We start from the raw sequence: 24481 nt of genomic DNA on the forward strand, positions 1-24481 counted from the left end.
GTCGGGCGTTTTCTCCAACTCCGGGTTGAGGCGAATACTCTGGTCGCCGTGTTCACCGGAATCGTTGAAGAGCTGGGTGTCCTGGTCGACAAGGCGGAGCTGACGGATGCCGCCCGGTTCACCATCCGCGGCCCTGTGGTCACCGCCGACGCCGGCCACGGCGATTCGATCGCGGTGAACGGGGTCTGCCTGACCGTGGTCGACGTGCTGCCCGACGGAGCATTCACCGCCGACGTCATGGGGGAGACGCTGAACCGGTCGAGTCTGGGCGGGGTCGGCGTCGGCAGCCAGGTGAACCTGGAGCGGGCTGCCGCGGTCAACAGTCGCCTCGGTGGTCACATCGTGCAGGGCCACGTGGACGGCACCGGCACTGTGATTTCCCGCACGCCCTTCGACCACTGGGAAGTGGTGCGCATCGGCCTTCCGGTCACGCTGTCGCGCTACGTGGTCGAGAAGGGTTCGATCACCGTCGACGGCGTCTCGCTGACGGTGTCCGCGGTCGGTGACGACTGGTTCGAAGTGTCGCTGATTCCCACCACGCGTGAGCTCACCACGCTGGGGCAGGCGGCCGTGGGGACGACGGTCAATCTCGAGGTCGACATCATCGCGAAGTACGTGGAACGGCTGATGGCCGGTCCCGGTGAGTAAGAGCTGGCAATAACCGCTGGATTTCGGTGGTTCATACTGGAGTCGGCATATGGTCCCGCTTTGGGGACCTGGCATTCGAACAGGCAAGGTGGCGCAGATGACCAGGCTCGATTCCGTCGAGAGGGCGATAGCCGATATCGCGGCGGGCAAAGCCGTGGTGGTGATCGACGACGAGGACCGCGAGAACGAAGGCGACCTCATCTTCGCTGCCGAGAAGGCCACCCCCGAACTCGTTGCGTTCATGGTCCGCTACACCTCCGGTTACCTGTGTGTGCCGTTGGACGGCGAAATCTGCGACCGGCTGGGGCTGCTGCCGATGTACGCGGTCAACCAGGACAAGCACGGCACCGCCTACACCGTCACCGTTGACGCGAAAAAGGATGTGGGAACCGGCATCTCGGCGTCGGACCGGGCCACCACCATGCGTGCCCTCGCCGATCCGGGTTCGGTGATCGACGACTTCACCAAGCCCGGTCATGTGGTTCCACTGCGGGCCAAGGACGGTGGAGTGCTGCGCCGCCCCGGGCACACCGAGGCTGCCGTGGACCTGGCCCGTCTGGCCGGGCTGCAGCCCGCCGGCGCGATCTGCGAGATCGTCAGCCAGAAGGACGAAGGCGATATGGCGCGCACCGATGAGCTGCGGGTCTTCGCCGACGATCACGACCTGGCACTGATCTCGATCGCCGACCTGATCGAGTGGCGGCGCAAGCACGAGAAGCACATCGAGCGCATCGCCGAGGCGCGGATCCCCACCCGGCACGGCGAGTTCGTGGCGGTCGGCTACAAGAGCATCTACGAGGACGTCGAGCATGTCGCGCTGGTCCGCGGCGATATTTCCGGACCGGCAAGCGACGGCCACGACGTCCTGGTCCGGGTGCACTCCGAATGCCTGACCGGTGACGTGTTCGGCTCCCGGCGCTGTGACTGCGGTCCGCAGCTCGACGCCGCGATGGCGATGGTGGCGCGGGAAGGCCGCGGCGTCGTGCTCTACATGCGCGGCCACGAGGGCCGGGGCATCGGTCTGATGCACAAGCTGCAGGCCTATCAGCTGCAGGACGCCGGTGAGGACACCGTCGACGCGAACCTGAAGCTCGGCCTGCCTGCCGACGCCCGTGACTACGGCATCGGTGCGCAGATCCTGGTCGACCTGGGAATCCGGTCGATGCGACTGCTCACCAACAACCCGGCCAAGCGCGTCGGACTCGACGGCTACGGGCTCCACATCATCGAGCGCGTGCCGCTGCCGGTGCGGGCCAACTCGGAGAACATCCGCTACCTGATGACCAAGCGGGACCGGATGGGCCACGACCTCGTCGGCCTCGAAGACTACGACGAAGCGGTGAGCATGGACGACTACGACGAGGCGGTGTACCTACTCGGTGACCGCCGGCCGCCCAGCGCGACCGATTCGGGTTCGAGCCTGTGAGCGCCCACGGAGTCCCTGATCTGCCCCAGGTGGACGCTTCGAACGTGAAGCTGGCGATCGTAGCCAGCACCTGGCACACACAGATCTGCGATGCACTGCTCGACGGCGCGCGCAAGGTCGCCGCCGACGCCGGTATCGCCGAGCCGACGGTGGTCCGCGTACTCGGGGCCATCGAAATCCCCGTGGTGGCACAAGCATTGGCCGCCACCCATGACGCCGTGGTGGCGCTCGGTGTCGTGATCCGTGGCCAGACCCCGCATTTCGATTACGTGTGCGATGCGGTGACGCAGGGCTTGACGCGGGTGTCACTCGATGCGTCCACCCCGGTCGCCAACGGCGTGTTGACGACCGACAACGAGGCGCAGGCCCTCGACCGTGCCGGGCTGCCGGATTCCACCGAGGACAAGGGCGCTCAGGCGGCGGCAGCAGCCCTGTCCACCGCGCTGACGTTGCGCGAGCTGCGCGCCAAGGCATGACCGACAGATGACTGACAAGAAGACTGAGAAGAAGGCCGGAGACCGCTGGGATCTTGATATCCGGCCTTACCGGACACCATATTTCGCCTACGGTGCGGCTCTGATCATCTTCCTGGCGCACGTGGCGGTCGGTGTGCTGCTGAAGGTGGGCTCCACCGGCGTGGTCTTCCAGACCTCGGACCAGATCGCGATCGCCTTGCTCGGCGCGATCATCGGCGGAGTGGTGCTGATGTTCGCCCGGCCTCGGTTGAAGGTCGGGCCGGCGGGCGTGGCTGTGCGGAATCTCGTCAGCTTCAAGGTGTTTCCGTGGTCTGAGGTACTCGGCATCACCTTCCCGGTCGGGGCTCGGTGGGCCCGACTGGACCTGCCCGACGATGAGTACATCGCGGTGATGGCGATCCAGGCGATCGACAAGGGACGTGCCGTCGCGGCCATGGACGAGGTCCGGGCTCTGCTCGACCGGTATCGCTCAGATCTGGGCTGACACCGAGCGGTCAGCCGGCATCGCCGAGCACCAGACCTTCGCGGCGGGGGTCGGCCCCGCCGATCCAGCCCGGCGACGTGCGTACCAGGGCTGAGAGCCCACTTGACTGATCGGCCAGGGAAACCTGATGCCCTAGAGCGCGCAGGCCCTCGACCAGCTGATCGCGGTCGCCGTTGGCGACGGTGTCGACCAACGGATGCTCACCTCCGACGTTGGTGACCGGCGTGTTGGCCGCGCCGAAATCGATCATCGATACCGCCTGCTGCGGATCCAGGTTCCAATCCATGATGCCGACAAGGGTTTTCACCACGAACTGAATGATCACCGAACCGCCGGGGGAGCCCAGGACCGCATACAGCGGACCTCGTTGGGGGCCGGCCTTGTCGAATACCAGGGTGGGGGCCATGGTGCTGCGCGGGCGCTTGCCGGGCTGGACGCGATTGGGTATCGGCGTCCCTTCGACACTGGTCGGCTCGGCCGAGAAGTCGGTGAGCTGGTTGTTGAGCAGGAAGCCGTCGACCATGTGGAATGACCCGAACGCCGACTCGATGGTGGTGGTCAGCGAAGCCGCATTGCCGAAGCGGTCGATCACGCTGATCTGGCTGGTGCCGTGTTCCGGGGCGGGCGGGATGGTCATCGGTGGGGCGAAGTCCCCGGGTGTGGCTACGCCCATTGTGTGGCCTCGGGAGATCAGTGCGGCCCGGCCGGTGAGGTAGGCGCCGTCGAGCAGGGTTTCGGGTGATCCACCGGGCAGCGGGACAAAATCGGTGTCGGCGACGTAGCGATCACGATCGGCGTAGGCCAGACGCTCGGCCTCGGAGATCAGGTGTACCCCGGTCACCGACGGATGACCGCCGTTGAGGTCGACGCGGTCCGGCTTGTAATCGCTCATCGGGAAGTGCTCGAGCATGCCGAGGGTGGCCGCTACCGCGATACCGCCCGACGATGGGGGCGGCATTCCGCAGACCTCGCGGCCACGGTAGGTGGTGCACACCGGATCACGCTGTTTGACCGTGTATCCGGCGAGATCCTGCTCGGTCATGACGCTGGGCGTGCGCCCCCCGCTGGTGTCGGTGGCGGAGGCCACGACAGCACGGGCGATGTCGCCGGCATAGAAGGCCTTGGCCCCCTCGGATGCAATGGCGCCCAAGGTTTTCGCGTAGGCCGGGTTGGTCATGCGGGTGCCAACGGGTTTGGGGCTGCCGTCAGGGTTGAGGAAGTAGCCGGCGGCGGCGGGGTCCAGCCGAAGTTGTGCATCGGCATTGTCGATGGCGGCCGCCAGGCGCGGGCTGACGTCGAACCCCCGATCGGCCATCGACACAGCCGGGTCGAAGAGATCGCGCCAGGCCTTCTTGCCGAACTGGCGGTGGACGTCGTCGAGCAGTCGCACGATGCCGGGTACCCCGATGGAGCGGCCCGACGCCCTTGCGTCGGGTTTGGGGACTGCCCGGTCGGTCTCCGACACCCAGCGCAGGTAGTTCTCGCTCGCTGCTGCCGGCGCGGTCTCACGCCCGTCGTAGGCGTGCACTGCGTTGCCCACGGCGTCGTAGTACAGCAGGAAGCCGCCGCCGCCGATCCCGGAGGACTGCGGTTCGACCAGGCCGAGCACGGCCTGCGCGGTCACCAGGGCGTCCGCCGCGGTGCCTCCGTCGCGTAGCACCTTGCAGGCGGCTTCGGTGGCCAGGGGATTGGCGGTGGCCACCGCGTAGGTGGAGGTGTGGACGGCCGTCATGTCGCTGCGGTACCCGGTACCGATCTCGGGGTTGGTCGCCAGGTCCGGTGCCGGCGGTGCCGACGGTTTGGCTGGTGTCGGCGGTGCCGGCGGTTTGGGCTCCGGGGTGCCGTTGGACAGGATTTGGCACGGTCCGGCATCGGTCCTCGCGGGGCGCCGAATGCCGTCCGAGCATCCGGCAAGGATCACAGCGACGACACTGAGCAGCGCGATGACCGAACGGGTGGACGCCAGCAACCGCACAGTTCGACGGTAGCGGAGTTCGGTCGGATCGCGGCAGTAACCTGGAAACCGTGCCCGATCCAGCGACGTACCGGCCGGCGCCCGGATCGATCCCCGTGGAGCCTGGCGTGTACCGGTTCCGGGACCCGCATGGTCGGGTCATCTATGTCGGTAAGGCCAAGAGCCTGCGTAGCCGCCTGACGTCCTATTTCGCCGATGTGGCGAGCCTTGCGCCGCGCACCCGGCAGATGGTGATGACGGCGGGCAGCGTCGAGTGGACGGTGGTCACCACCGAGGTCGAGGCACTGCAGTTGGAGTACAACTGGATCAAGGAGTTCGATCCACGCTTCAACATCCGCTACCGCGACGACAAGACGTACCCGGTGCTGGCGGTGACGCTCAACGAGGAGTACCCGCGACTGATGGTGTACCGCGGGCCACGGCGCAAGGGGGTGCGGTACTTCGGCCCGTATTCGCATGCCTGGGCCATCCGCGAGACACTCGATCTGCTGACCCGCGTTTTTCCGGCCAGGACCTGCTCGGCGGGAGTGTTCAAGCGGCACAGGCAGATCGACCGTCCATGTCTGCTCGGCTACATCGACAAGTGCTCGGCGCCGTGCGTCGGTCGGGTCAGCGCCGAGGAGCACCGACGGATCGTGCTGGATTTCTGCGACTTCCTGGCAGGCAAGACCGATCGGCTGGCCCGTGACATGGAACAGCAGATGATGGCCGCTGCCGAGGATTTGGATTTCGAGCGGGCAGCCAGGCTGCGCGACGACATCGCGGCGCTCAAACGTGCATTGGAGAAGCAGGCCGTGGTGCTCGGCGACGGCACCGATGCCGACGTGGTGGCGTTCGCCGATGACGATCTTGAGGCGGCCGTGCAGGTGTTCCACGTACGTGGGGGCCGGGTGCGTGGCCAGCGGGGATGGATCGTCGAGAAGTCTTCGGAGCCGGAGGCGACCCGTGATTCGGCCCCAGAGCAATCCGGGCAGGAGCATCTGGTTGAGCAGTTCCTCACCCAGTTCTACGGCGAGCAGGCCGAACTGGGCGGTGCGGCCGACGAGGCCACCAACCCGGTGCCGCGTGAGGTTCTGGTGCCGGTGCTGCCGCCGAATGCCGACGAACTGGCGGCATGGTTGTCGGGGCTTCGTGGTTCGCGGGTGAGCCTGCGGGTGCCGGTGCGTGGCGACAAGCGCACCCTGGCCGAGACTGTCCAACGCAACGCACGTGAGGCACTGGCCCAGCACAAGCTCAAGCGCGCCGGCGACTTCAACGCGAGATCGGAAGCGCTGCAGAGCATTCAGGATTCCCTCGGGCTGGCCGATGCGCCGCTGCGGATCGAATGTGTGGATATCAGCCATGTACAGGGCACGGACGTGGTCGCCTCGCTGGTGGTATTCGAGGATGGCCTGCCGCGCAAGTCGGACTACCGGCACTACGCGATCCGTGAGGCTGCCGGCGACGGCCGCTCGGACGATGTCGCCTCGATCGCCGAGGTGACGCGACGTCGTTTCCTGCGGCACGTGAGCGATACGCAGCCGGAGGTAGGTGCCGATCAGCGTCCCCGCCGGTTCGCCTATCCACCCAATCTGTTCGTGGTGGACGGCGGTGCCCCTCAGGTCAACGCGGCGGCCGCGGTCCTCGACGAACTGGGGGTCACCGACGTCGCGGTGATCGGGTTGGCCAAGCGGTTGGAGGAAGTGTGGGTGCCGGCTGAGCCTGATCCACTGATCTTCCCGCGGAACAGCGAGGGGCTTTATCTGTTGCAACGCGTGCGTGATGAGGCACACCGGTTCGCGATCAGCTACCACCGCAGCAAACGGTCGAAGCGGATGACCGCCTCGGCGCTCGACTCGGTGCGTGGCCTGGGCGAACAGCGTCGCAAGGCGTTGGTGACACACTTCGGCTCCGTGGCCCGGCTCAAGGAGGCCACGGTCGAGGAGATCACCGCGGTGCCGGGGATCGGGGTGGCGACGGCGCAGGCCGTCCTGGCTGCGCTCGGCGGCGGGCCGCCAAGTGACGACGGCGGCGGGCCGCCAAGTGACGACGGCGGCGGGCCGCAAAATGAAGACAGCGGCAGGCCGCCATCGCCCGAAAGCGGTGAGCCGTCATCGGTCGAATGCGGTGGCCCGCGAAGTGAGAACAGCGCCGGACTGGGCGATTCAGGGGCGCCCGCAACGGTTATCGAGGATGATCGACGCAGGGTGTCGGGATGACGGGTAACGGGGACATGACTAGCCAGGCGGATCGCGCATGAACGAACATCTGCGCGAGGGCGGCATCATCGGTGGTGCGGACGCAGATTCGGGGATCGACGTGGTCCTGGTCACCGGCCTGTCGGGAGCCGGCCGCGGTACTGCGGCCAAGGTGTTGGAGGACCTCGGCTGGTACGTCGCCGACAACCTGCCACCGGAGCTGATCGCCCGCATGGTCGAGTTGGGGTTGGCCGCCGGATCGCGGATCACCCAGTTGGCCGTGGTGATGGATGTGCGGTCACGGGGCTTCACCGGTGATCTGGATTGGGTGCGCAATGAATTGGCCGCACGGAGCATCACCCCGAGGGTGCTGTTTCTGGAGGCGTCCGACGACATTCTGGTGCGCCGCTACGAGCAGAACCGCCGCAGTCACCCGCTGCAGGGCACGCAGACCCTGGCCGAGGGGATCGCTGCCGAGCGGGCGTTGCTGGCGCCCGTGCGCGCGGCGGCTGACCTGGTGATCGACACATCTGCCCTCCCGGTGCCGGCGTTACGTGAGAGCATCGAGCGTGCGTTCGGCGGTGAGACCGTCGCCTACACGAATGTCACTGTGGAGTCCTTCGGTTACAAGTACGGCCTGCCGATGGATGCGGACACGGTGATGGATGTGCGGTTTCTGCCGAACCCGCACTGGGTGGACGAGTTGCGGCCGCACACCGGCCAGCATCCGGATGTGCGTGATTACGTACTGGGACAACCAGGCGCCAGGGAATTTCTCGACACCTACCATCGTCTGTTGGACGTGGTGATCGCCGGTTACCGCCGGGAGGGGAAGCGTTATATGACCGTCGCCATCGGGTGTACCGGCGGCAAGCACCGAAGCGTGGCGATCGCCGAGGCGCTGGCGGAGCGGTTGCAGGGCGGTGACGGGCTCACCGTTCATGTGCTGCATCGGGATCTGGGTCGCGAATGACGCCGCGGATCGTGGCCCTCGGTGGAGGGCACGGGTTGTACGCCACCTTGTCGGCGGCCCGGCGGCTCAGCCCACATGTGACGGCCGTGGTGACGGTTGCCGACGACGGCGGTTCATCGGGACGGCTCCGCAGCGAACTTGACGTAGTGCCACCCGGCGACTTGCGAATGGCGTTGGCGGCCTTGGCTTCTGACAGTCCGCACGGCCGATTGTGGGCGACGATCATTCAGCACCGGTTCGGTGGCAGCGGCGCACTGGCCGGGCATCCGATCGGCAACCTGATATTGGCGGGCCTCAGTGAGGTGCTGGCCGATCCGGTCGCGGCACTCGACGAGCTCGGACGCATTCTGGGGGTGAAGGGCCGGGTGCTGCCGATGTGCCCCATCGCCCTGCAGATCGAGGCCGACGTGGCGGGTCTGGAGTCCGACCCTCGGATGAGCCGGGTGATCCGCGGCCAGGTGGCGATCGCCACCACGGTGGGCAAGGTGCGCCGGGTGCGGTTGCTGCCAGGCGATCCGCCGGCCACCCGGCAGGCGGTGGAGGCCATCATGAGTGCCGACCTCGTGGTGCTCGGGCCGGGCTCGTGGTTCACCAGTGTGATCCCGCACGTCTTGGTGCCGCAGTTGGCGGCGGCATTGCGGGCGACGACGGCGCGGCGAGCGCTCGTGTTGAATCTGGCTGCAGAGCCGGGCGAAACGGCAGGGTTCTCGGCCGAGCGTCACATCCACGTTCTGGCCCAGCATGCTCCGGACTTCAGCGTGCATGACATCATCGTCGATGCCAGCCGAGTGCCGAGCGACCGTGAACGGGAGCAACTCAGCCGCACAGCCAACATCCTCAATGCCCGCGTTGAGTTTGCTGACGTGTCCCGACCTGGTACACCTTTACATGACCCGGCGAAGTTGGCCGCGGTGCTGGAGGGGGTCCGGTTGCGTGCGACGGGGCCGGGCCGGGCTGTGCAGGAGTCCACCGTTCCGACGCCCGCTGCGAGGTCGGTCGACGTGGCGCACCAGGAGCCGGCGCCGAATACACCGAGAGGGGACGATCCGTGGCGATGACAGCCGAAGTGAAGGACGAGCTGAGCCGCCTGGTAGTCAACTCGGTGAGCGCTCGCCGCGCGGAGGTGGCGTCGTTGTTGCGTTTTGCCGGTGGCCTGCACATCGTGGCCGGCCGGGTGGTGGTGGAAGCCGAGGTCGATCTCGGGATCATCGCGCGACGCCTGCGCAAGGACATCTACGACCTTTACGGGTATAACGCGGTGGTCCACGTCCTGTCGGCCAGCGGTATCCGCAAGAACACCCGCTATGTGGTGCGGGTGGCCGCCGACGGCGAGGCGTTGGCGCGGCAGACCGGATTACTCGACCTTCGTGGACGCCCGGTACGTGGCCTGCCCGCGCAGGTGGTCGGCGGCAGCGTCGGTGACGCCGAGGCCGCGTGGCGCGGGGCGTTCCTCGCTCACGGATCGTTGACCGAGCCTGGCCGCTCGTCGGCGCTCGAGGTCAGTTGCCCCGGCCCGGAGGCGGCCCTGGCCCTCGTCGGTGCCGCGCGGCGGCTCGGGGTCAGTGCCAAGGCCCGCGAGGTGCGGGGTGCTGACCGGGTGGTGGTCCGTGACGGCGAGGCGATCGGGGCGTTGCTGACCCGGATGGGGGCCCAGGACACGCGGCTGACGTGGGAGGAACGGCGCATGCGCCGCGAGGTCCGCGCCACTGCCAATCGCCTGGCCAATTTCGACGACGCGAACCTGCGCCGGTCGGCGCGTGCCGCGGTGGCCGCGGCCGCCCGGGTGGAGCGTGCGTTGGACATCCTCGGTGACGGGGTGCCCGATCACCTGGCCGCGGCGGGCAAGCTGCGTGTGGAGCACCGGCAGGCGTCGCTGGAGGAGTTGGGCCGGCTCGCCGATCCGCCGATGACGAAAGATGCTGTGGCCGGCCGTATCCGGCGCCTGCTGTCGATGGCCGATCGCAAGGCGAAGCAGGAAGGGCTGCCCGACACCGAATCGGCGGTGACTCCGGACCTTCTCGACGACGCCTGAACCGCGGCCGGCGTCTACGTCACGTGGACGCCGCGCCTGATGTCCGTAATGAACAGCGGATTGGGCTCGGCCATCGTCATGCCTCAGGATCGGTGCCGCTCCCTGACCCCGGTCCCCGCGCTTGGTTGTGGTCCTGTTGCGCCTGGGCGAGGTCAACCAACTCGCCGTAACCCTTGCTCAGCGCCTGAGGATCCGCGGCGTTTCTCGCCACCCACGAAAGAAATTGTTCGGCAATAAGATCCACGATCTGGCTGTGTGATGGATCCCGCAGATCAAGGATCAGGACATTGTGTTCATTCAGTTCACGAATTTCTTGTCGCGCCGGCCCCTCGGGCAGGGTGTCCTCAAGAAAGTCGAACAAGAATGACGTCATGGAGCTGCTCCATGACCAGTCACCGTCCCGGAAACGAACAGAACCGCCCATACAATTCTCTCTGTGGTCGTGTGTTCGCACCGCATGAGCACGTCGGCGGTTCGTGTATCGCCCCCGGCCGCACGAGGTTCGGGGAACGGATTCCAGTGCGCTGCCCACTCAGTTCGCGTCCTGCGGTCGCGACGCGTTCGCGGACAGTCTCAATTGATTCCATCTGTGCCCTGAACTTTCCTGCCGCGTGTCCGGCACGTGTAGTTGCGGGAGTCCAGGCGCAGCATAAGCAATCCGGCGTCAGTCGGGGCTTGTGGGCCACGGAATCAACTGGGGGAAAACCGGTTTCGGCAGGGCCAATTGGCCGGCGCGTGTTCCGTGGGGTCAGTTGTGCAGTGGGTGGCTACGGTATTCGGGCTTCGGTGGGCCGAATTCGATGGCGTTCTCGTCGAGGCCGTTGGTGATGGTGATCCGGTCGTGGGCGAACCCGAAGCTGACCGCGACCATCTCGTTGGCGAGGTCGGTTTCGCTGCCGCTCCACGCCAGAAGTTCGACGGTGTGGAGCTGTTGTCCGTGAAAGGCTGAAAGCCGCCGACATGCGTCGTCTCGCCACGTCAGGGAGATGTCCTTCGGATCCTCGCCGTAGGCGATCGGCTCACAGGGGTCGATGTTGTTCCAGGTGATGGACAGATCGTCGACTTTCTGGTGGGTGAGCTCTACCTGCTCGCCTTCGAAGTCCAGCAGGACGGGGCAGTCGGCGACCCACTCATCGGCGACGCGGTCCCAGACCAGCCAGCTGCGGGTGAGGCGGCGTCCGATCTGTGCGTGCAATCGGCGTCCGTGGGCGCGAGCAATTGTGTGCCGGCCGACGAGCCACTGCGGCTGATAGCCCGGGATCCCAAAGAAGGACACCCGCCGATTATTCCGATCCCGCTGACAGGCCCAAGGAATATTTCGGATAACGATCACTATCCTAAATCTCGGATAGCGACTACTATCTGAAATATGGTCGACGATCGAAGCGATGATGAGACGACGCCGGCGCGGCGGACGCGGGCAGAGAACCAGGCCCGGACCCGGGCGGCGCTTTTGGACGCCGCCGCCCAGACGTGTGCCCGCAAGGGCTACGCCGCGGCGTCGGTGGACGAGATCGCTGCGGCGGCGGGGTATTCGGTCGGCGCGGTTTATTCGAACTTCTCCAGCAAGGAGCAGCTGTTCTCCGAGCTGATGAACGAACGTGCCTCCGGTCGGCTCGACCAGGTGGCGCAGACCATCTCCGAGAACGCCGACGGCCCACTGGCCGCGCTGGGGCGGGTGCTCGTCGAGATTGCCGACAACGACATCGAGTTCGAGTCGATCCAGGCCGAATTCTGGTTGCACGCGGTGCGCAATCCCGATGGTATGCAGATCTTGCAGGACCGGTCCGCCCGCACACTGGCCTCTCTGCGCGAGATCCTCGCCGAGGCGCTCGAGCGCAACAACGTCGACGACGGCGTCTCGTTGGACGGATTCACCGTCGTGGTCCTCGCCCTGTTCCAGGGGCTGATCCGGCAGCGGCGCATCGACCCGACGAGGGTACCCGAGGAACTGTTCGGCCAAGCGCTGACCTGGCAGTTGGCCGGTATGCCCAAGAAAGCCAAGGGGTAGTCGCGATGGATCCATTGCGTATCGGGCTCTACGCCATGCCCGCATTCTTCGTCCTGATGGCGGTCGAGTTCCTCAGCTACCACTTCGACAAAGACAGGGACAAGGACACAGGCAAGAACGGCGATTCCGCCCGGCTCCGAGCTGGCATCTCCTGGCGGGATACCGGCACAAACCTCTCGATCTACGCGTTGGGTTTCAACCTGCGGCCATTGGACAAGTTCATCGCGGTACCGATGGTGGCGATCGCCGCTGCCGTGACACCACTGCATCTCTCGGCTTCGCACTGGTGGGTCTGGGTGCTGGCCATCGTGCTGGCTGACCTGGCCTACTACCTGCAACACCGGATGTCCCACCGCATCCGGATGTTCTGGGCTGCCCACAACGTGCACCACTCGAGTCAGTACTTCAACCTGTCCACTGCCACGCGGCTGTCCTGGCTGATTCCCGGGTCGTTTCTGTCCACGATCGGTTATGCGGGGTTGGCCCTCATCGGGATCCCGGCCTGGCTGGTGTTCCTGTCGCAGGCGATCGTTCTGCTCTACCAGTTCCCAATCCATACCGAGCGCATCGACCGGTTGCCCCGCGCGATCGAGTATGTGTTCAACACCCCGTCGCACCACCGCGTGCATCACGGCGCCAACAACCCTTACCTCGACAAGAACTACGCGGGCATCTTCATCCTGTGGGACCGGATGTTCGGGACCTTCGTTGCTGAAGATGAGCCCGTCCGGTACGGCCTCACCAAGAACATCGACACCCACAACCCGATCAAGGTGAACTACCACGAGTTCGTGGCCATGGTCGGTGACGTCTGGCGGGCCCGAACCTGGCGCGGCCGCCTCGGCTATCTGTTCGGTCCTCCCGGATGGAGCGAAAATGCCGATGCCACAACGGCTGTCGAAGCCTACGCGCAGAAGGTGCCGGTCGAGAACGCGATGAGCTGAGGGCGGGCGACCAGATCTGATCGGCGTGCCGCCCATCCGCGATGGCGGCGGCTCCGAATACCTGATGACGCCGCAGCAGGCTGCGTCACGGGAAGAAGGAGCAAGCCATGCTGGACCGCTTCATCGGCTTGATCGGCGACACCGTTGCGCTGGCCGGGTCGGTCATCGGATGCCGGAGGGGCACCGAGGAACCGTCCTACCGGGCTGAACCGCTGATCGATGGGGTCGAGCTGCGTCACTACCTGCCGCGCCTGGCCGCCGAGACCACCGTCTTCGCTGACAGTAGGGAGGCTGCGCTCCACACCGGATTCCGCAGGTTGGCCGGCTATATATTCGGCGGGAACCACCGCCACGGAGCGGTCGCCGCCTCGGCGTCCGAACGCGAGACCGCCCGAGGTGGGCAGAAGATCGCGATGACCGCGCCGGTGGCGCAAGACGGCGATGCCGAGCAGGGGTGGGACGTCCGGTTCTATCTACCTGCTGCGTGGACGGTGCAGACACTTCCCGAGCCTGATGACAACCGGGTCCGGATCGTGGAGTTGCCCGCTCAGACCGTCGCGGTGCTGCGATTCAGTGGTGATCGTCGAGCGGATGCCATCTCTCGGCGCACGGAGCAACTTCGGGAGGCGCTGCGGGCCACCGGCTTCGACAGCGGGGACGAGGCGACGGCCTGGTTCTACGACCCACCATGGACGCTACCGCCGCTGCGGCGAAACGAGGTCGCCGTACCGGTCGATGTGTAGTCCGGCCACTTCGCTGGGCGTGCGCCTTCAGCAAAAGGTCAGCGGGGTGATAAGTGAGCCACGCTGATGTCATTGCGGCGTTGTAGTGTGTGGCGACCAACTGGACGTCAATCCAGTTCACGACCCCCGATTGAGGCAGCGGCCGCAATGCGACTGATTCTTGAGCTGATCCGCCCCTACCGGTTGCTGATCGCCGGGATCTTTGCCGTGCTGCTGGTGCAGATCGCCACCGGCCTGGCCGCGCCGTGGCCGCTGAAGGTCGTACTCGACAGCGTGGTCGGTCACCACCCGCTGCCCGGATGGCTGCATGGCATGCTGCAACCGCTGCTGGGCGGCGAAACCAAGATGCACATCGCCGGTCTCGCGGCGATCATGGTCCTGGTCATCGCCGTGGTGGCAGCGATCGCGTCGTACATCTCCAACTACCTGACCGAAACCGTCGGCCAGCGCATCGGCAACGACCTGCGCACCCGCGCCTACCATCACTTGCAGCAGTTGTCGCTCAACTACTTCGACACCCACCGCGTCGGCCCCATCTTGAGCACGCTCACCGATGACGTCGACACCATCCAGAGCTTCGCGTCGTCCTCGACCCTGGGCATCGCGACCGACCTGCTGACCATCGTCGGGATGCTGGCCATGATGCTGTGGCTGCAGTGGGATTTCACGCTCATCGCGCTCGCCGTGGCGCCCTTGCTCCTGTTGTTCGTGTCCCGGATCCGGAAGGCCGTGAAGGCGGCGACCCATGAGGTGCGCAGACGGGAATCCGACATCGTCGCGGTCGCGGAGGAGGGCCTGCAGTCCATCCGGGTGGTCAAGGCGTTCGATCGCGAGGACATGCAGGAGCGTGAGCTGGCGGCAGCCGGCCAGCAGGCCGTCGATGCGGCACTCAATGCGCGGCGCGTGAAATCGGTGGTGTCACCCATCGTCGGCGTCGTGGTGGCCGCCTGTACCGCGGTGGTGCTGTGGCGCGGGTCGGCGCTCATCCTCGCGGGCGCGATGACGGCGGGCACGTTGACCGTCTTCATCTCCTATCTGGCCTCGTTCTTCAAGCCGGTGCAGGATCTGGCCAAGCTCACCAACACCATCGCCATGGCCTCGGTCGGGGTCGACCGTGTCAACGCCCTGCTCACCGCGGAGACGTCGGTCGAGGAAAAACCCGACGCCATCGACACCGAGCGCATCAAGGGCGCGATCAGCTTCGAGCGGGTGGCGTTCAGCTACGACAGCGAGACACCCGTGCTGCGCGACGTCACCTTTGAGGTGAAACCGGGTCAACTCGTCGGCGTCGTCGGACACACCGGAAGCGGAAAATCCAGCCTGGTCAGCCTGATTCCGCGGTTCTACGACCCCAGCATGGGCACCGTCCGCGTCGACGGGGTCGACCTGCGCGATTACAAACTTCACGAACTCCGCCGCCAGATCGCCTACGTATTGCAGGACACGGTCCTGTTTCGGGGCACCATCCGCGACAACATCGCCTTCGGCCGGCCCGACGCCGACCACGACGAGATCGTCGAAATGGCCAAACTGGCCAACGCCCACGAGTTCATCTCCGAGATGCCGCAGGGCTACGACAGTCCGGTGGGGGAGCGTGGCCTCACCCTCTCCGGCGGCCAGCGTCAGCGCATCGGCATCGCCCGTGCGCTCATCCGGGACAGCCCGATCCTCATCCTCGACGAACCGACCGCAGCGCTGGACGCCGAGTCCGAGCGTCTCGTGATGTCCGCGTTGCAGCGGTTGATGAAAGACCGCACGGTGATCACGATTGCCCATCGGCTCAGCACAATTCGTGACGCAGACACGATCGTGGTGCTCGAGGAGGGCCGTGTCGTCGAGCAGGGCACGCACACCGAACTACTCACCGCCGGCGGCAGATATGCCGAACTGCACCGCATCCAATACGAGGACGAGACAACGTGACGCGTTCGCTGATCATCCTGCCCGACGACTCGGCGAAGCCCGTGATCGATGCGATCGGGGAGTCCACCCGGTCGGTGCGCATCAAGATGTTCGCCTTCAGCCACCGGCCGCTGTTGGAAGCGGTGGTGGCGGCCCACCGGCGTGGTGTCGACGTCAAGGTCATGCTCAACCCCGAGCGGCGTGACGGCGAGACCGACAACGACGTTGCCCGGGAGACGTTGCAGCGGTTCGGTATCGCGGTCCGCGAGAGCAACCCGGCCTTCGACCTGACGCACGAGAAGTCCATGGTCGTCGACGACGAGCGAGCGTTCGTCGAGTCGCTGAACTGGACAGAGGAGAACTTCACCGTGACGCGGGACTACGCCGTCGTCACTCCCAGCGCCTACGAGGTCGCCGAGATCATCGACTGCTTCGAGGCCGACTGGGCGCGTGAGGACTTCGATCCGGGCGGTGGAGCACACCTGATCTGGTGCCCCACCAACGGCAGGCATCGCATCGCCGAGTTCATCGACACCGCCAAGCACACGTTGTTCGTCCAGAACGAGCGTTATCAGGACCCGGTGATCATCGAGCGGTTGGTGCGCGCGGCGCACCGCGGGGTGAAGGTTCATGTCATGGCCCGCGCGGCCCACCACCTCAAGTCGGGCAAGCTGCTCGAAGGCGTCAGCGGGATGCGCATCCTCGACGACGTCGGCATCAAGATCCACCGCCTCAAGCACATGAAGCTGCACGCGAAAATGATCCTCGCCGATCACGAGCGGGCGATAGTCGGCTCGATCAACTTCTCTCCGGGCAGCTTCGACCACCGCCGCGAATTGGCCATCGAAGTGACCGACCACCACATCATCAAGCGCCTCAACGAGGTGGCCCATCACGACTGGAAACACTCCGAACCGATGGACTTGTCAGACGACGGGCTGATCGCCGATCTGGTGGGTCAGGATCCGCACGAAGTCGACCAACTAGCCCTACGCGACCGCGAAATCTGATGCACTGGCCGGACCGCGCGGCACGGCGTTTACGCCACTAGGCTGGCGGCGGGCAGTTCAGTTAACGGCAACTGTAGGGAGAATCACGTGACTATCCGGGTAGGCGTTAACGGCTTCGGCCGCATCGGGCGCAACTTCTACCGGGCCCTGGCAACGCAGCAGGCCGAGGGCAAGAACACTGATATCGAGATCGTGGCGGTCAACGACCTCACCGACAACGCCACCCTGGCTCACCTGCTGAAGTTCGATTCAATCCTGGGCCGTCTGCCGCAGGACGTCAGCCTCGAGGGTGAAGACACCATCGTCATCGGCGACAAGAAGATCAAGGCCCTCGAAGTAAAGGAAGGTCCGGCAGCCCTGCCGTGGGGCGACCTCGGAGTCGATGTGGTCGTCGAGTCGACCGGCATCTTCACCAAGCGCGAAAAGGCCCAGGGTCACCTGGACGCGGGCGCCAAGAAGGTCATCATCTCCGCGCCCGCCTCCGGTGAGGACATCACCATCGTGCTGGGTGTGAACGACGACAAGTACGACGGCAGCCAGAACATCATCTCCAACGCCTCCTGCACCACCAACTGTCTCGGCCCGTTGGCCAAGGTCCTCAACGACGAGTTCGGCATCGTCAAGGGCCTGATGACCACCATCCACGCCTACACCCAGGATCAGAACCTGCAGGACGGTCCGCACAAGGATCTGCGCCGTGCTCGCGCTGCCGCGCTGAACATCGTCCCGACCTCCACCGGTGCCGCCAAGGCCATCGGTCTGGTGCTGCCTGAGCTCAAGGGCAAGCTCGACGGCTACGCTCTGCGCGTGCCGATTCCCACGGGATCGGTCACCGACCTGACCGCCGAGCTTGCCAAGTCGGCTTCCGCCGACGAGATCAACGCCGCGATGAAGGCCGCAGCCGAGGGACCGATGAAAGGGATCATGAAGTACTACGACGCGCCTATCGTGTCGAGCGACATCGTCACCGATCCGCACAGTTCGATCTTCGACTCGGGTCTGACCAAGGTCATCGACAATCAGGCCAAGGTCGTCTCCTGGTATGACAACGAGTGGGGATATTCCAACCGCCTCGCCGATCTTGTTGAACTCGTAGGGAAGTCGCTCTAATACCAATGACTGTCAAGACACTCGCTGACCTGTTGGCCGAAGGTGTGGAGGGGCGGGGCGTCCTGGTGCGCTCCGACCTCAACGTCCCGCTCGACGACGAGGGCAATATCACCGATCCCGGCCGCATCATCGCCTCGGTGCCGACGCTCAAAGCGCTGGCCGAGGCCGGTGCCAAGGTCGTCGTCACCGCGCACCTGGGCCGCCCCAAGGGCGCCCCGGACTCGAAGTTGTCGCTGGCCCCGGTCGCCGCGGCGCTGGGGGAGAAGCTCGGGCGCCACGTGCAGCTGGCCGGTGACGTGGTCGGCACCGACGCCCTGGCCCGGGCCGAGGGCCTGACCGACGGTGACGTCTTGCTGCTGGAGAACATCCGCTTCGACCCGCGGGAGACCAGCAAGGACGACGCCGAGCGGTTGGCGCTGGCCAAGGCGCTGGCCGCCCTGGTCGAGGGTGCCGACGGCTCGCCGGGTGCCTTCGTCTCCGACGGCTTCGGCGTGGTGCACCGCAAGCAGGCCTCGGTCTACGACATCGCCACCTTGCTGCCGCACTACGCCGGCACGCTGGTGGACGCCGAGGTCAAGGTGCTGGAGCAGCTGACCAGCTCGACCGAGCGTCCCTACGCGGTCGTGCTCGGTGGCTCCAAGGTCTCCGACAAACTCGCGGTCATCGAGAATCTCGCGACCAAGGCCGACAGCATCATCATCGGCGGCGGCATGTGCTTCACCTTCCTTGCCTCCCAGGGGGTTTCGGTGGGTACCTCGCTGCTGCAGGAGGAGATGATCGATACCTGCAAGCGGCTGCTCGACACCTACGCCGACGTGATCCATCTCCCGGTGGACATTGTCGTGGCCGACAAGTTCGCCGCCGACGCCGAGTCGCAGACGGTGGCCTCCGACCGCATCCCTGACGGCAAGATGGGCCTCGACATCGGTCCGGAGTCGGTCAAGCGCTTCACCGCACTGCTGTCCAACGCCAAGACCGTGTTCTGGAACGGCCCCATGGGCGTGTTCGAGTTCCCGTCCTTCGCCGAAGGAACCCGGGGAGTGGCCGAAGCGATCATCGGCGCCACCGAGAAGGGCGCATTCAGCGTCGTCGGTGGTGGTGACTCTGCGGCGGCGGTGCGTCAGCTCGGCCTGCCCGACGACGGTTTCTCTCATATCTCGACCGGTGGCGGCGCGTCGCTGGAATACCTTGAGGGCAAGACCCTGCCCGGCATCGAAGTACTGGAGTCGTAGAACATGGCCCGTAAGCCACTCATCGCCGGCAACTGGAAGATGAACCTCAACCACTTCGAGGCCATCGCGCTGGTGCAGAAGATCGCATTCGCCTTGCCGGACAAGTACTTCGACAAGGTGGATGTGACGGTCATCCCGCCGTTCACCGATCTGCGCAGCGTGCAGACCCTGGTCGACGGCGACAAACTGCGGCTCACCTACGGCGCCCAGGACGTGTCCAAGCATGATTCGGGCGCCTACACGGGTGAGATCAGCGGAGCGTTCCTGGCGAAGCTCGGCTGCAGTTTCGTGGTGGTGGGGCACTCCGAGCGGCGTACCTACCACTGCGAAACCGACGAGCTGGTGGCTGCCAAGGCGGCTGCGGCGTTCAAACACGGCATCACACCGATCATCTGCATCGGTGAGCAGCTTGAGGTGCGTGAGGCAGGCAACCACGTCGAGTACAACGTGAACTCGCTGCGCGGCTCCCTGGCCGGTCTGAGCAAGGAGCAGATCGGTCAGGCCGTCATCGCCTACGAGCCGGTGTGGGCGATCGGCACCGGTCGGGTGGCCAGCGCGGCCGATGCCCAGGAGGTATGTAAGGCGATCCGCGGCGAACTGGGGAACCTGGCATCGCCGCAGCTCGCGGCCGGCGTCAGGGTCCTGTACGGAGGGTCGGTGAACGCCAAGAACGTCGGCGAGATCGTCGCCCAGGGCGATGTCGACGGTGCCCTGGTCGGTGGCGCGTCGCTGGACGGCGAGCAGTTCGCCACGCTGTCGGCGATCGCCGCGGGCGGACCACTGCCGTAACCCCGGGGACCTGGGCCGGACACCGCACCCGGTAGTCTTACAGCCATGGAATTGGCTCTGCAGATCACTCTGGTCGTGACCAGCGTGCTGGTCGTGCTCCTGGTGCTGCTGCATCGCGCCAAAGGTGGCGGTCTGTCCACCCTGTTCGGTGGCGGTGTCCAGTCCAGCCTGTCCGGCTCCACCGTGGTCGAGAAGAACCTCGACCGGTTGACGCTCTTCGTGACCGGCATCTGGCTGGTGTCGATCGTCGGCGTGGCGCTGCTGATCAAGTACGGCTAACCCTGGTTGTCCGGATACTCCCGCCAGTCGGGGGGTATTGCGGTGACCGCTCGCTACTGGCGTGGTGCCGCGCCGTTCGGGCGGCGTGACCCGCAGTTCACCCTGAACGGAAACGTCGTGCCGTCCGCGGGATGGGGCCGGACCGTTCTCCCGGTTCTTCCCGGCAGGCACTTTCTACATGTCGAAATTCCGGCCAGCGCTTCCTCCTCTGACCCGGGGTGCGGCACGCGGGCGCGGCAACGATACTGAGGACATGGCTGACGGTCCCGACACCGCCCTGGATCCGATCGGTGCGGTTCAGCGCACTCCGGTGGGCCGCGAGGCCACCGAGCCGATGCGTGAGGACATCCGGTTACTCGGTGCGATCCTCGGCGACACCGTGCGCGAACAGAACGGAGACGAGGTCTTCGACCTGGTCGAACGGGCCCGGGTCGAGTCCTTCCGGGTTCGCCGCTCGGAGATCGACCGGGCCGAGCTGGCCGACCTGTTCACCGATATCGATGTGCACCAAGCGATCCCGGTCATCCGCGCCTTCACCCACTTCGCGCTGCTGGCCAACGTCGCCGAGGACATCCACCGCGAGCGCCGACGCGCCGTGCACGAGGCCGCCGGCGAGCCACCGCAGGACAGCAGTTTGGCCGCCACCTATCTCAAGCTCGATCGGGCCGACCTGGCAGAGGCCGCCGTCGCTGACGCGTTGAGCGGTGCCCTGGTGTCACCCGTGATCACCGCGCATCCCACCGAAACCCGACGTCGCACGGTCTTCGACACCCAGCATCGGGTCACCGAGTTGATGCGGCTGCGCATGAACGGACTCACCCGCACCGCCGACGGCCGGGACATCGAGATCGAGTTGCGCCGCAACATCCTGACGCTGTGGCAGACCGCACTCGTACGGTTGTCGCGACTCAAGATCTCCGACGAGATCGAGACGGGGCTGCGGTACTACCCAGCGGCATTCTTCGAGGTGATCCCACAGGTGAACGCCGAGGTGCGGAACGCGTTGCAGGCGCGCTGGCCGGGGGAGAACCTGTTGGAGCAGCCGATCCTGCGGCCGGGAAGCTGGATCGGCGGTGACCGGGACGGTAACCCCAACGTCGATGCGGGCGTGGTGCGGCTCGCCACCGGGCGTGCCGCTCACGTCGCCTTCGCGCACTACTTCACCGAGATCACCGCGCTGGAAGAAGAGCTGTCGATGTCAGCCCGGCTGGTCACGGTCACCGACGAGCTGACCGCGCTGGCCGAAGCCTGCCACGAGCCGGCCCGCGCCGACGAGCCCTACCGGAGGGCGTTGCGGGTCATCCACGCCCGTCTGACCGCCACCGGTCGCGAGATCCTGGACGACCAGCCCGAACACGAGCTCGACCTCGGTCTTGCCGCGTATGCCACTCCGGAAGAGTTCCTGGCCGCCCTCGACATCGTGGACGCCTCGCTGCGCGGCCACGGCAGCGCGGTGCTGGCCGATGATCGGCTGAGCCGGTTGCGAGAAGCAGTGCGGGTCTTCGGTTTTCATCTGAGCGGCCTGGACATGCGCCAGAATTCCGAGGTACACGAGCAGGTGGTCGGCGAGCTGCTGGCCTGGGCCGGAGTCCATCCCGACTACGCTTCTCTGCCCGAAGCGCAGCGGGTGGAATTGCTCGCGGCCGAGATCTCCACCAGACGTCCACTGATCGGTGAGGGTGCTGAGCTCTCGGAGCTGGCCCGCAAGGAACTCGACATCGTGGGTGCCGCAGCGCGGGCTGTCGCCGTCTTCGGCGCACAGGCGGTACCCAACTACATCATCTCCATGTGCCAGTCGGTGTCCGACCTGCTCGAAGCGGCGATCCTGCTCAAAGAAGCCGGCCTGCTCGACGTTTCGGGTGCGGCTCACGGCGAGGTATACGCACCCGTCGGCATCGTGCCGCTGTTCGAAACCATCGAGGATCTCCAACAGGGTTCGGCTGTTCTGGAGACTGCGCTCGCGTTACCGGTCTACCGCAGCATCGTCGCTGCGCGGGGACAACATCAGGAAGTGATGTTGGGCTATTCGGACTCGAACAAGGACGGCGGTTATCTGGCGGCGAACTGGGCGTTATACCGAGCCGAGCTGGACCTCGTCGAAGCGGCGCGCACGACCGGGATCCGGTTGCGTCTGTTCCACGGACGGGGCGGTACCGTCGGCCGAGGCGGCGGGCCCAGTTATGACGCGATCCTGGCGCAACCGCCCGGTGCGGTGAACGGATCGCTGCGGATCACCGAGCAGGGTGAGGTGATCGCGGCCAAGTACGCGGAGCCACGCATCGCGCACCGCAACCTGGAGACGCTGTTGGCCGCGACGCTGGAATCCACCTTGCTCGACGTCGAGGGGCTCGGCGACGACGCCGACCCCGCCTACCGGGTGCTCGACGAGCTCGCTGCCCTGGCACAACAGGCGTACGCCGAATTGGTCCATGAGACACCTGGATTCGTCGAGTACTTCAAGGCGTCCACACCAGTCAGCGAGATCGGTGCACTCAACATCGGCAGCCGGCCCAGCTCACGCAAACCGACCACCTCCATCGCCGATCTGCGGGCCATCCCGTGGGTGCTCGCCTGGAGCCAGTCCCGCGTGATGCTGCCGGGTTGGTACGGCACGGGCACCGCGTTCGCGCAGTGGATTGCCGACGACGACACCAGGCTCTCGGTGTTGCAGGACCTGTACCGGCGCTGGCCCTTCTTCCGCACGGTGTTGTCGAACATGGCCCAGGTGCTGGCCAAGTCGGACATGGGTTTGGCGGCACGGTATTCCGAGCTGGTCGACGACGAGGAATTGCGGGCCCGGGTGTTCGACAAGATCGTCGCCGAGCACACCCGCACCATCGAGATGTACAAGCTGATCACCGGTCAGGACGACCTGCTGGCTGACAACCCGGCCCTGGCCCGCTCGGTGTTCAACCGGTTCCCCTACCTCGAACCGCTCAATCACCTTCAGGTCGAGCTGCTGCGCCGGTACCGCGGCGGGGATACCGACGAACGGGTACAGCGCGGAATCCTGCTCACCATGAGCGGTTTGGCGACAGCGCTGCGCAACAGCGGCTGAATTGTTGCTGCCGCAACGGTGGCTAGATTGTTGCTGCCGCAACGGTGGCTAGATTGTTGCTGCCGCAACGGTGGCTACCTCACCAGGACATCGGCCAGCCGCAACGACACCCTCGCCCGGCGGTCGGCATAACCGCGAGCAGCACGCTGAATCTCCGCCGTCTGTTCAGTTCGGACGCGTTGATAGCGTTGCAGCGCTTCGGCGTAGTCGCCGTCAGGGACCGTGGCGATCTGGGTGGCCAACTCGGCGGCGTCCTGGATGGCCTGATTGGCGCCCTGGCCACCGAATGGCGTCATCGGGTGTGCCGCATCCCCGAGTAGCGCGACGCGCGCGGTGGTCCACCGGTCGATCGGGTCGCGGTCGTACACCGGATGCATGTACACCGGACTCGTGGCGGCGCGCAGCATCCGACCAACCGCGGGTTCGAACTCGTCGAACTGGGCGGCGAGCGCCTGCAGGTCCGCCTGGGCCGACCACAGGTGCAGCGGAGGCTCGTCCACCCCGAGGGTGGCATCGACGGCCACCTGCCTGCCGGCTCGCACCGGCATGGCGATGACGTGCTTGGCGTAGTCCGCCGAATGCCAGGACCGCAGCCGGTCGTTGGGAATCTCTAGGCATTCGGCGGGGCTGACGGCTCGGAAGATCACCGAGCCGCAGTAGTGAATGTCATCGTCGCTGAACATCTTCCGTGCTCGCGAACGCAGCCCGTCTGCGGCGATCACCAAGCCTGCCCGCACCACCTCACCGTCGGTGAAGGTCAGCTCGACGTGGTCGTCACGCTCGGTGATACCGGACAGTTCGTGGCGAAGGCGCACCTGCTCGGATCCCACCGCCGAGACCAGCAGGCCGTGCAGATCCGCGCGGTGCACGGTGCGGGGAGCAAGGTCGGAGTCGGCGTAGCCGAACCGGCCGTGTTCGGCGCCGGCCTCCGGCGTTGCCGCGTAGTCGGTGATCTTCTCCAACTGTCCGAGCTGATCGCGGTTCTCGAAGTACTGGGTGGCCGAGGAGATTTTGTCGAACGCATCGGCAATACCCCACTCACCGAACAATCGGAGGGTCTGCGGCGAGATACCCAGTGGGCCGCCGACCTCGCCGAGTTCGCGGGCCTTGTCGAAGACGACGGGCCGGCCACCGTTGTGCTGGAGCGCGACGGCGGCGGCGAGGCCACCGAGGCCTGCGCCGATGATGGCGATATCCATCGAGATTCCTCTC

General features: G+C 66.0%; 22 protein-coding genes. 18 read left to right on the top strand and 4 right to left on the bottom strand.

From position 1 onward, the window contains the following. Positions 1–48 precede the first annotated feature (48 nt). The 4 genes from AC4ELH_RS02825 to AC4ELH_RS02840 all read left to right on the top strand — a co-directional run bounded on the left by AC4ELH_RS02825 (position 49) and on the right by AC4ELH_RS02840 (position 3034). Positions 49–648, top strand: coding sequence for a riboflavin synthase (locus AC4ELH_RS02825; protein WP_055113658.1), 600 nt, complete (start codon positions 49–51; stop codon positions 646–648). Positions 649–745: 97 nt separating this feature from the next. Further along, positions 746–2074: a bifunctional 3,4-dihydroxy-2-butanone-4-phosphate synthase/GTP cyclohydrolase II gene (locus AC4ELH_RS02830; protein ID WP_003880816.1), complete on the top strand. Its 1329-nt coding sequence runs from the start codon at positions 746–748 to the stop codon at positions 2072–2074. After that, positions 2071–2550, top strand: a complete 480-nt coding sequence (gene ribH / locus AC4ELH_RS02835) for a 6,7-dimethyl-8-ribityllumazine synthase (RefSeq protein WP_055113660.1) — start codon at positions 2071–2073, stop codon at positions 2548–2550. Before AC4ELH_RS02830 ends, ribH begins: the two co-directional genes overlap by 4 nt. Positions 2551–2557: 7 nt before the next feature. Beyond that, the gene (locus AC4ELH_RS02840) at positions 2558–3034 is read left to right on the top strand and encodes a PH domain-containing protein (RefSeq protein ID WP_064877991.1); all 477 of its coding nucleotides are present in this window, start codon (positions 2558–2560) and stop codon (positions 3032–3034) included. A 10-nt stretch (positions 3035–3044) separates the two neighbouring features. Here the strand turns inward: AC4ELH_RS02840 and AC4ELH_RS02845 are convergent, their stop codons facing one another. After that, positions 3045–5009: a gamma-glutamyltransferase family protein gene (locus AC4ELH_RS02845; RefSeq protein ID WP_498883201.1), complete on the bottom strand. Its 1965-nt coding sequence runs from the start codon at positions 5007–5009 to the stop codon at positions 3045–3047. 50 nt (positions 5010–5059) lie between these two features. Here AC4ELH_RS02845 and uvrC point away from each other — a divergent pair, with 50 nt between their 5' ends. From uvrC to whiA, 4 genes are read left to right on the top strand one after another with little or no spacing between them, the layout of a single operon-like run. Next, positions 5060–7207, top strand: coding sequence for an excinuclease ABC subunit UvrC (gene uvrC, locus AC4ELH_RS02850; RefSeq protein ID WP_498883202.1), 2148 nt, complete (start codon positions 5060–5062; stop codon positions 7205–7207). 37 nt (positions 7208–7244) lie between these two features. Next, positions 7245–8159 carry an RNase adapter RapZ gene (gene rapZ, locus AC4ELH_RS02855; protein WP_055113665.1) on the top strand — a complete coding sequence of 305 codons (915 nt, stop codon included), beginning with the start codon at positions 7245–7247 and terminating at the stop codon, positions 8157–8159. Further along, positions 8156–9217 (top strand): uridine diphosphate-N-acetylglucosamine-binding protein YvcK, encoded by a 1062-nt coding sequence (gene yvcK / locus AC4ELH_RS02860; protein ID WP_064877987.1) that lies wholly within the window; start codon positions 8156–8158, stop codon positions 9215–9217. Before rapZ ends, yvcK begins: the two co-directional genes overlap by 4 nt. Next, entirely contained in the window at positions 9214–10191 is a 978-nt protein-coding gene (whiA, locus tag AC4ELH_RS02865) for a DNA-binding protein WhiA (protein ID WP_055113667.1), read from the top strand. The genes yvcK and whiA overlap by 4 nt, the downstream gene beginning before the upstream one ends. Positions 10192–10267: 76 nt before the next feature. Here the strand turns inward: whiA and AC4ELH_RS02870 are convergent, their stop codons facing one another. Further along, a complete protein-coding gene (locus AC4ELH_RS02870) occupies positions 10268–10564 on the bottom strand; it encodes a hypothetical protein (RefSeq protein ID WP_064960559.1) in 297 nt (98 codons plus the stop codon). Positions 10565–10939: 375 nt separating this feature from the next. Beyond that, positions 10940–11467 (bottom strand): hypothetical protein, encoded by a 528-nt coding sequence (locus AC4ELH_RS02875; RefSeq protein ID WP_064886534.1) that lies wholly within the window; start codon positions 11465–11467, stop codon positions 10940–10942. A gap of 93 nt (positions 11468–11560) precedes the next feature. On the opposite strand from AC4ELH_RS02875, the gene AC4ELH_RS02880 reads away from it, so the two are divergent. The 10 genes from AC4ELH_RS02880 (at position 11561) to ppc (ending at position 23269) form a co-directional block, all read left to right on the top strand. Then, entirely contained in the window at positions 11561–12202 is a 642-nt protein-coding gene (locus AC4ELH_RS02880) for a TetR/AcrR family transcriptional regulator (protein WP_498883203.1), read from the top strand. Positions 12203–12207: 5 nt separating this feature from the next. Beyond that, the gene (locus AC4ELH_RS02885; protein WP_498883204.1) at positions 12208–13146 is read left to right on the top strand and encodes a sterol desaturase family protein; all 939 of its coding nucleotides are present in this window, start codon (positions 12208–12210) and stop codon (positions 13144–13146) included. A gap of 107 nt (positions 13147–13253) precedes the next feature. Next, positions 13254–13889, top strand: a complete 636-nt coding sequence (locus tag AC4ELH_RS02890) for an SOUL family heme-binding protein (protein WP_448446677.1) — start codon at positions 13254–13256, stop codon at positions 13887–13889. 147 nt (positions 13890–14036) lie between these two features. After that, complete coding sequence (locus AC4ELH_RS02895) at positions 14037–15812, top strand: ABC transporter ATP-binding protein (RefSeq protein WP_064886531.1); 1776 nt, start codon at positions 14037–14039, stop codon at positions 15810–15812. After that, a complete protein-coding gene (locus AC4ELH_RS02900) occupies positions 15809–16801 on the top strand; it encodes a phospholipase D-like domain-containing protein (RefSeq protein ID WP_055113680.1) in 993 nt (330 codons plus the stop codon). Before AC4ELH_RS02895 ends, AC4ELH_RS02900 begins: the two co-directional genes overlap by 4 nt. An 87-nt stretch (positions 16802–16888) precedes the next feature. Beyond that, the gene (gene gap, locus AC4ELH_RS02905; RefSeq protein ID WP_055113682.1) at positions 16889–17911 is read left to right on the top strand and encodes a type I glyceraldehyde-3-phosphate dehydrogenase; all 1023 of its coding nucleotides are present in this window, start codon (positions 16889–16891) and stop codon (positions 17909–17911) included. A gap of 5 nt (positions 17912–17916) precedes the next feature. Further along, the gene (locus AC4ELH_RS02910; RefSeq protein ID WP_448446680.1) at positions 17917–19143 is read left to right on the top strand and encodes a phosphoglycerate kinase; all 1227 of its coding nucleotides are present in this window, start codon (positions 17917–17919) and stop codon (positions 19141–19143) included. Positions 19144–19146: 3 nt separating this feature from the next. Continuing rightward, positions 19147–19932, top strand: coding sequence for a triose-phosphate isomerase (gene tpiA, locus AC4ELH_RS02915; RefSeq protein ID WP_498883205.1), 786 nt, complete (start codon positions 19147–19149; stop codon positions 19930–19932). Between the two features lie 45 nt (positions 19933–19977). After that, positions 19978–20211, top strand: a complete 234-nt coding sequence (secG, locus tag AC4ELH_RS02920) for a preprotein translocase subunit SecG (protein WP_003880837.1) — start codon at positions 19978–19980, stop codon at positions 20209–20211. A 253-nt stretch (positions 20212–20464) separates the two neighbouring features. Continuing rightward, positions 20465–23269 (top strand): phosphoenolpyruvate carboxylase, encoded by a 2805-nt coding sequence (gene ppc / locus AC4ELH_RS02925; protein WP_498883206.1) that lies wholly within the window; start codon positions 20465–20467, stop codon positions 23267–23269. 74 nt (positions 23270–23343) lie between these two features. Here ppc and AC4ELH_RS02930 read toward each other — a convergent pair whose 3' ends face one another. After that, complete coding sequence (locus AC4ELH_RS02930; protein ID WP_498883207.1) at positions 23344–24468, bottom strand: FAD-dependent oxidoreductase; 1125 nt, start codon at positions 24466–24468, stop codon at positions 23344–23346. Positions 24469–24481: the final 13 nt, after the last annotated feature.

This window comes from Mycobacterium shunyiense (genome assembly GCF_058270075.1).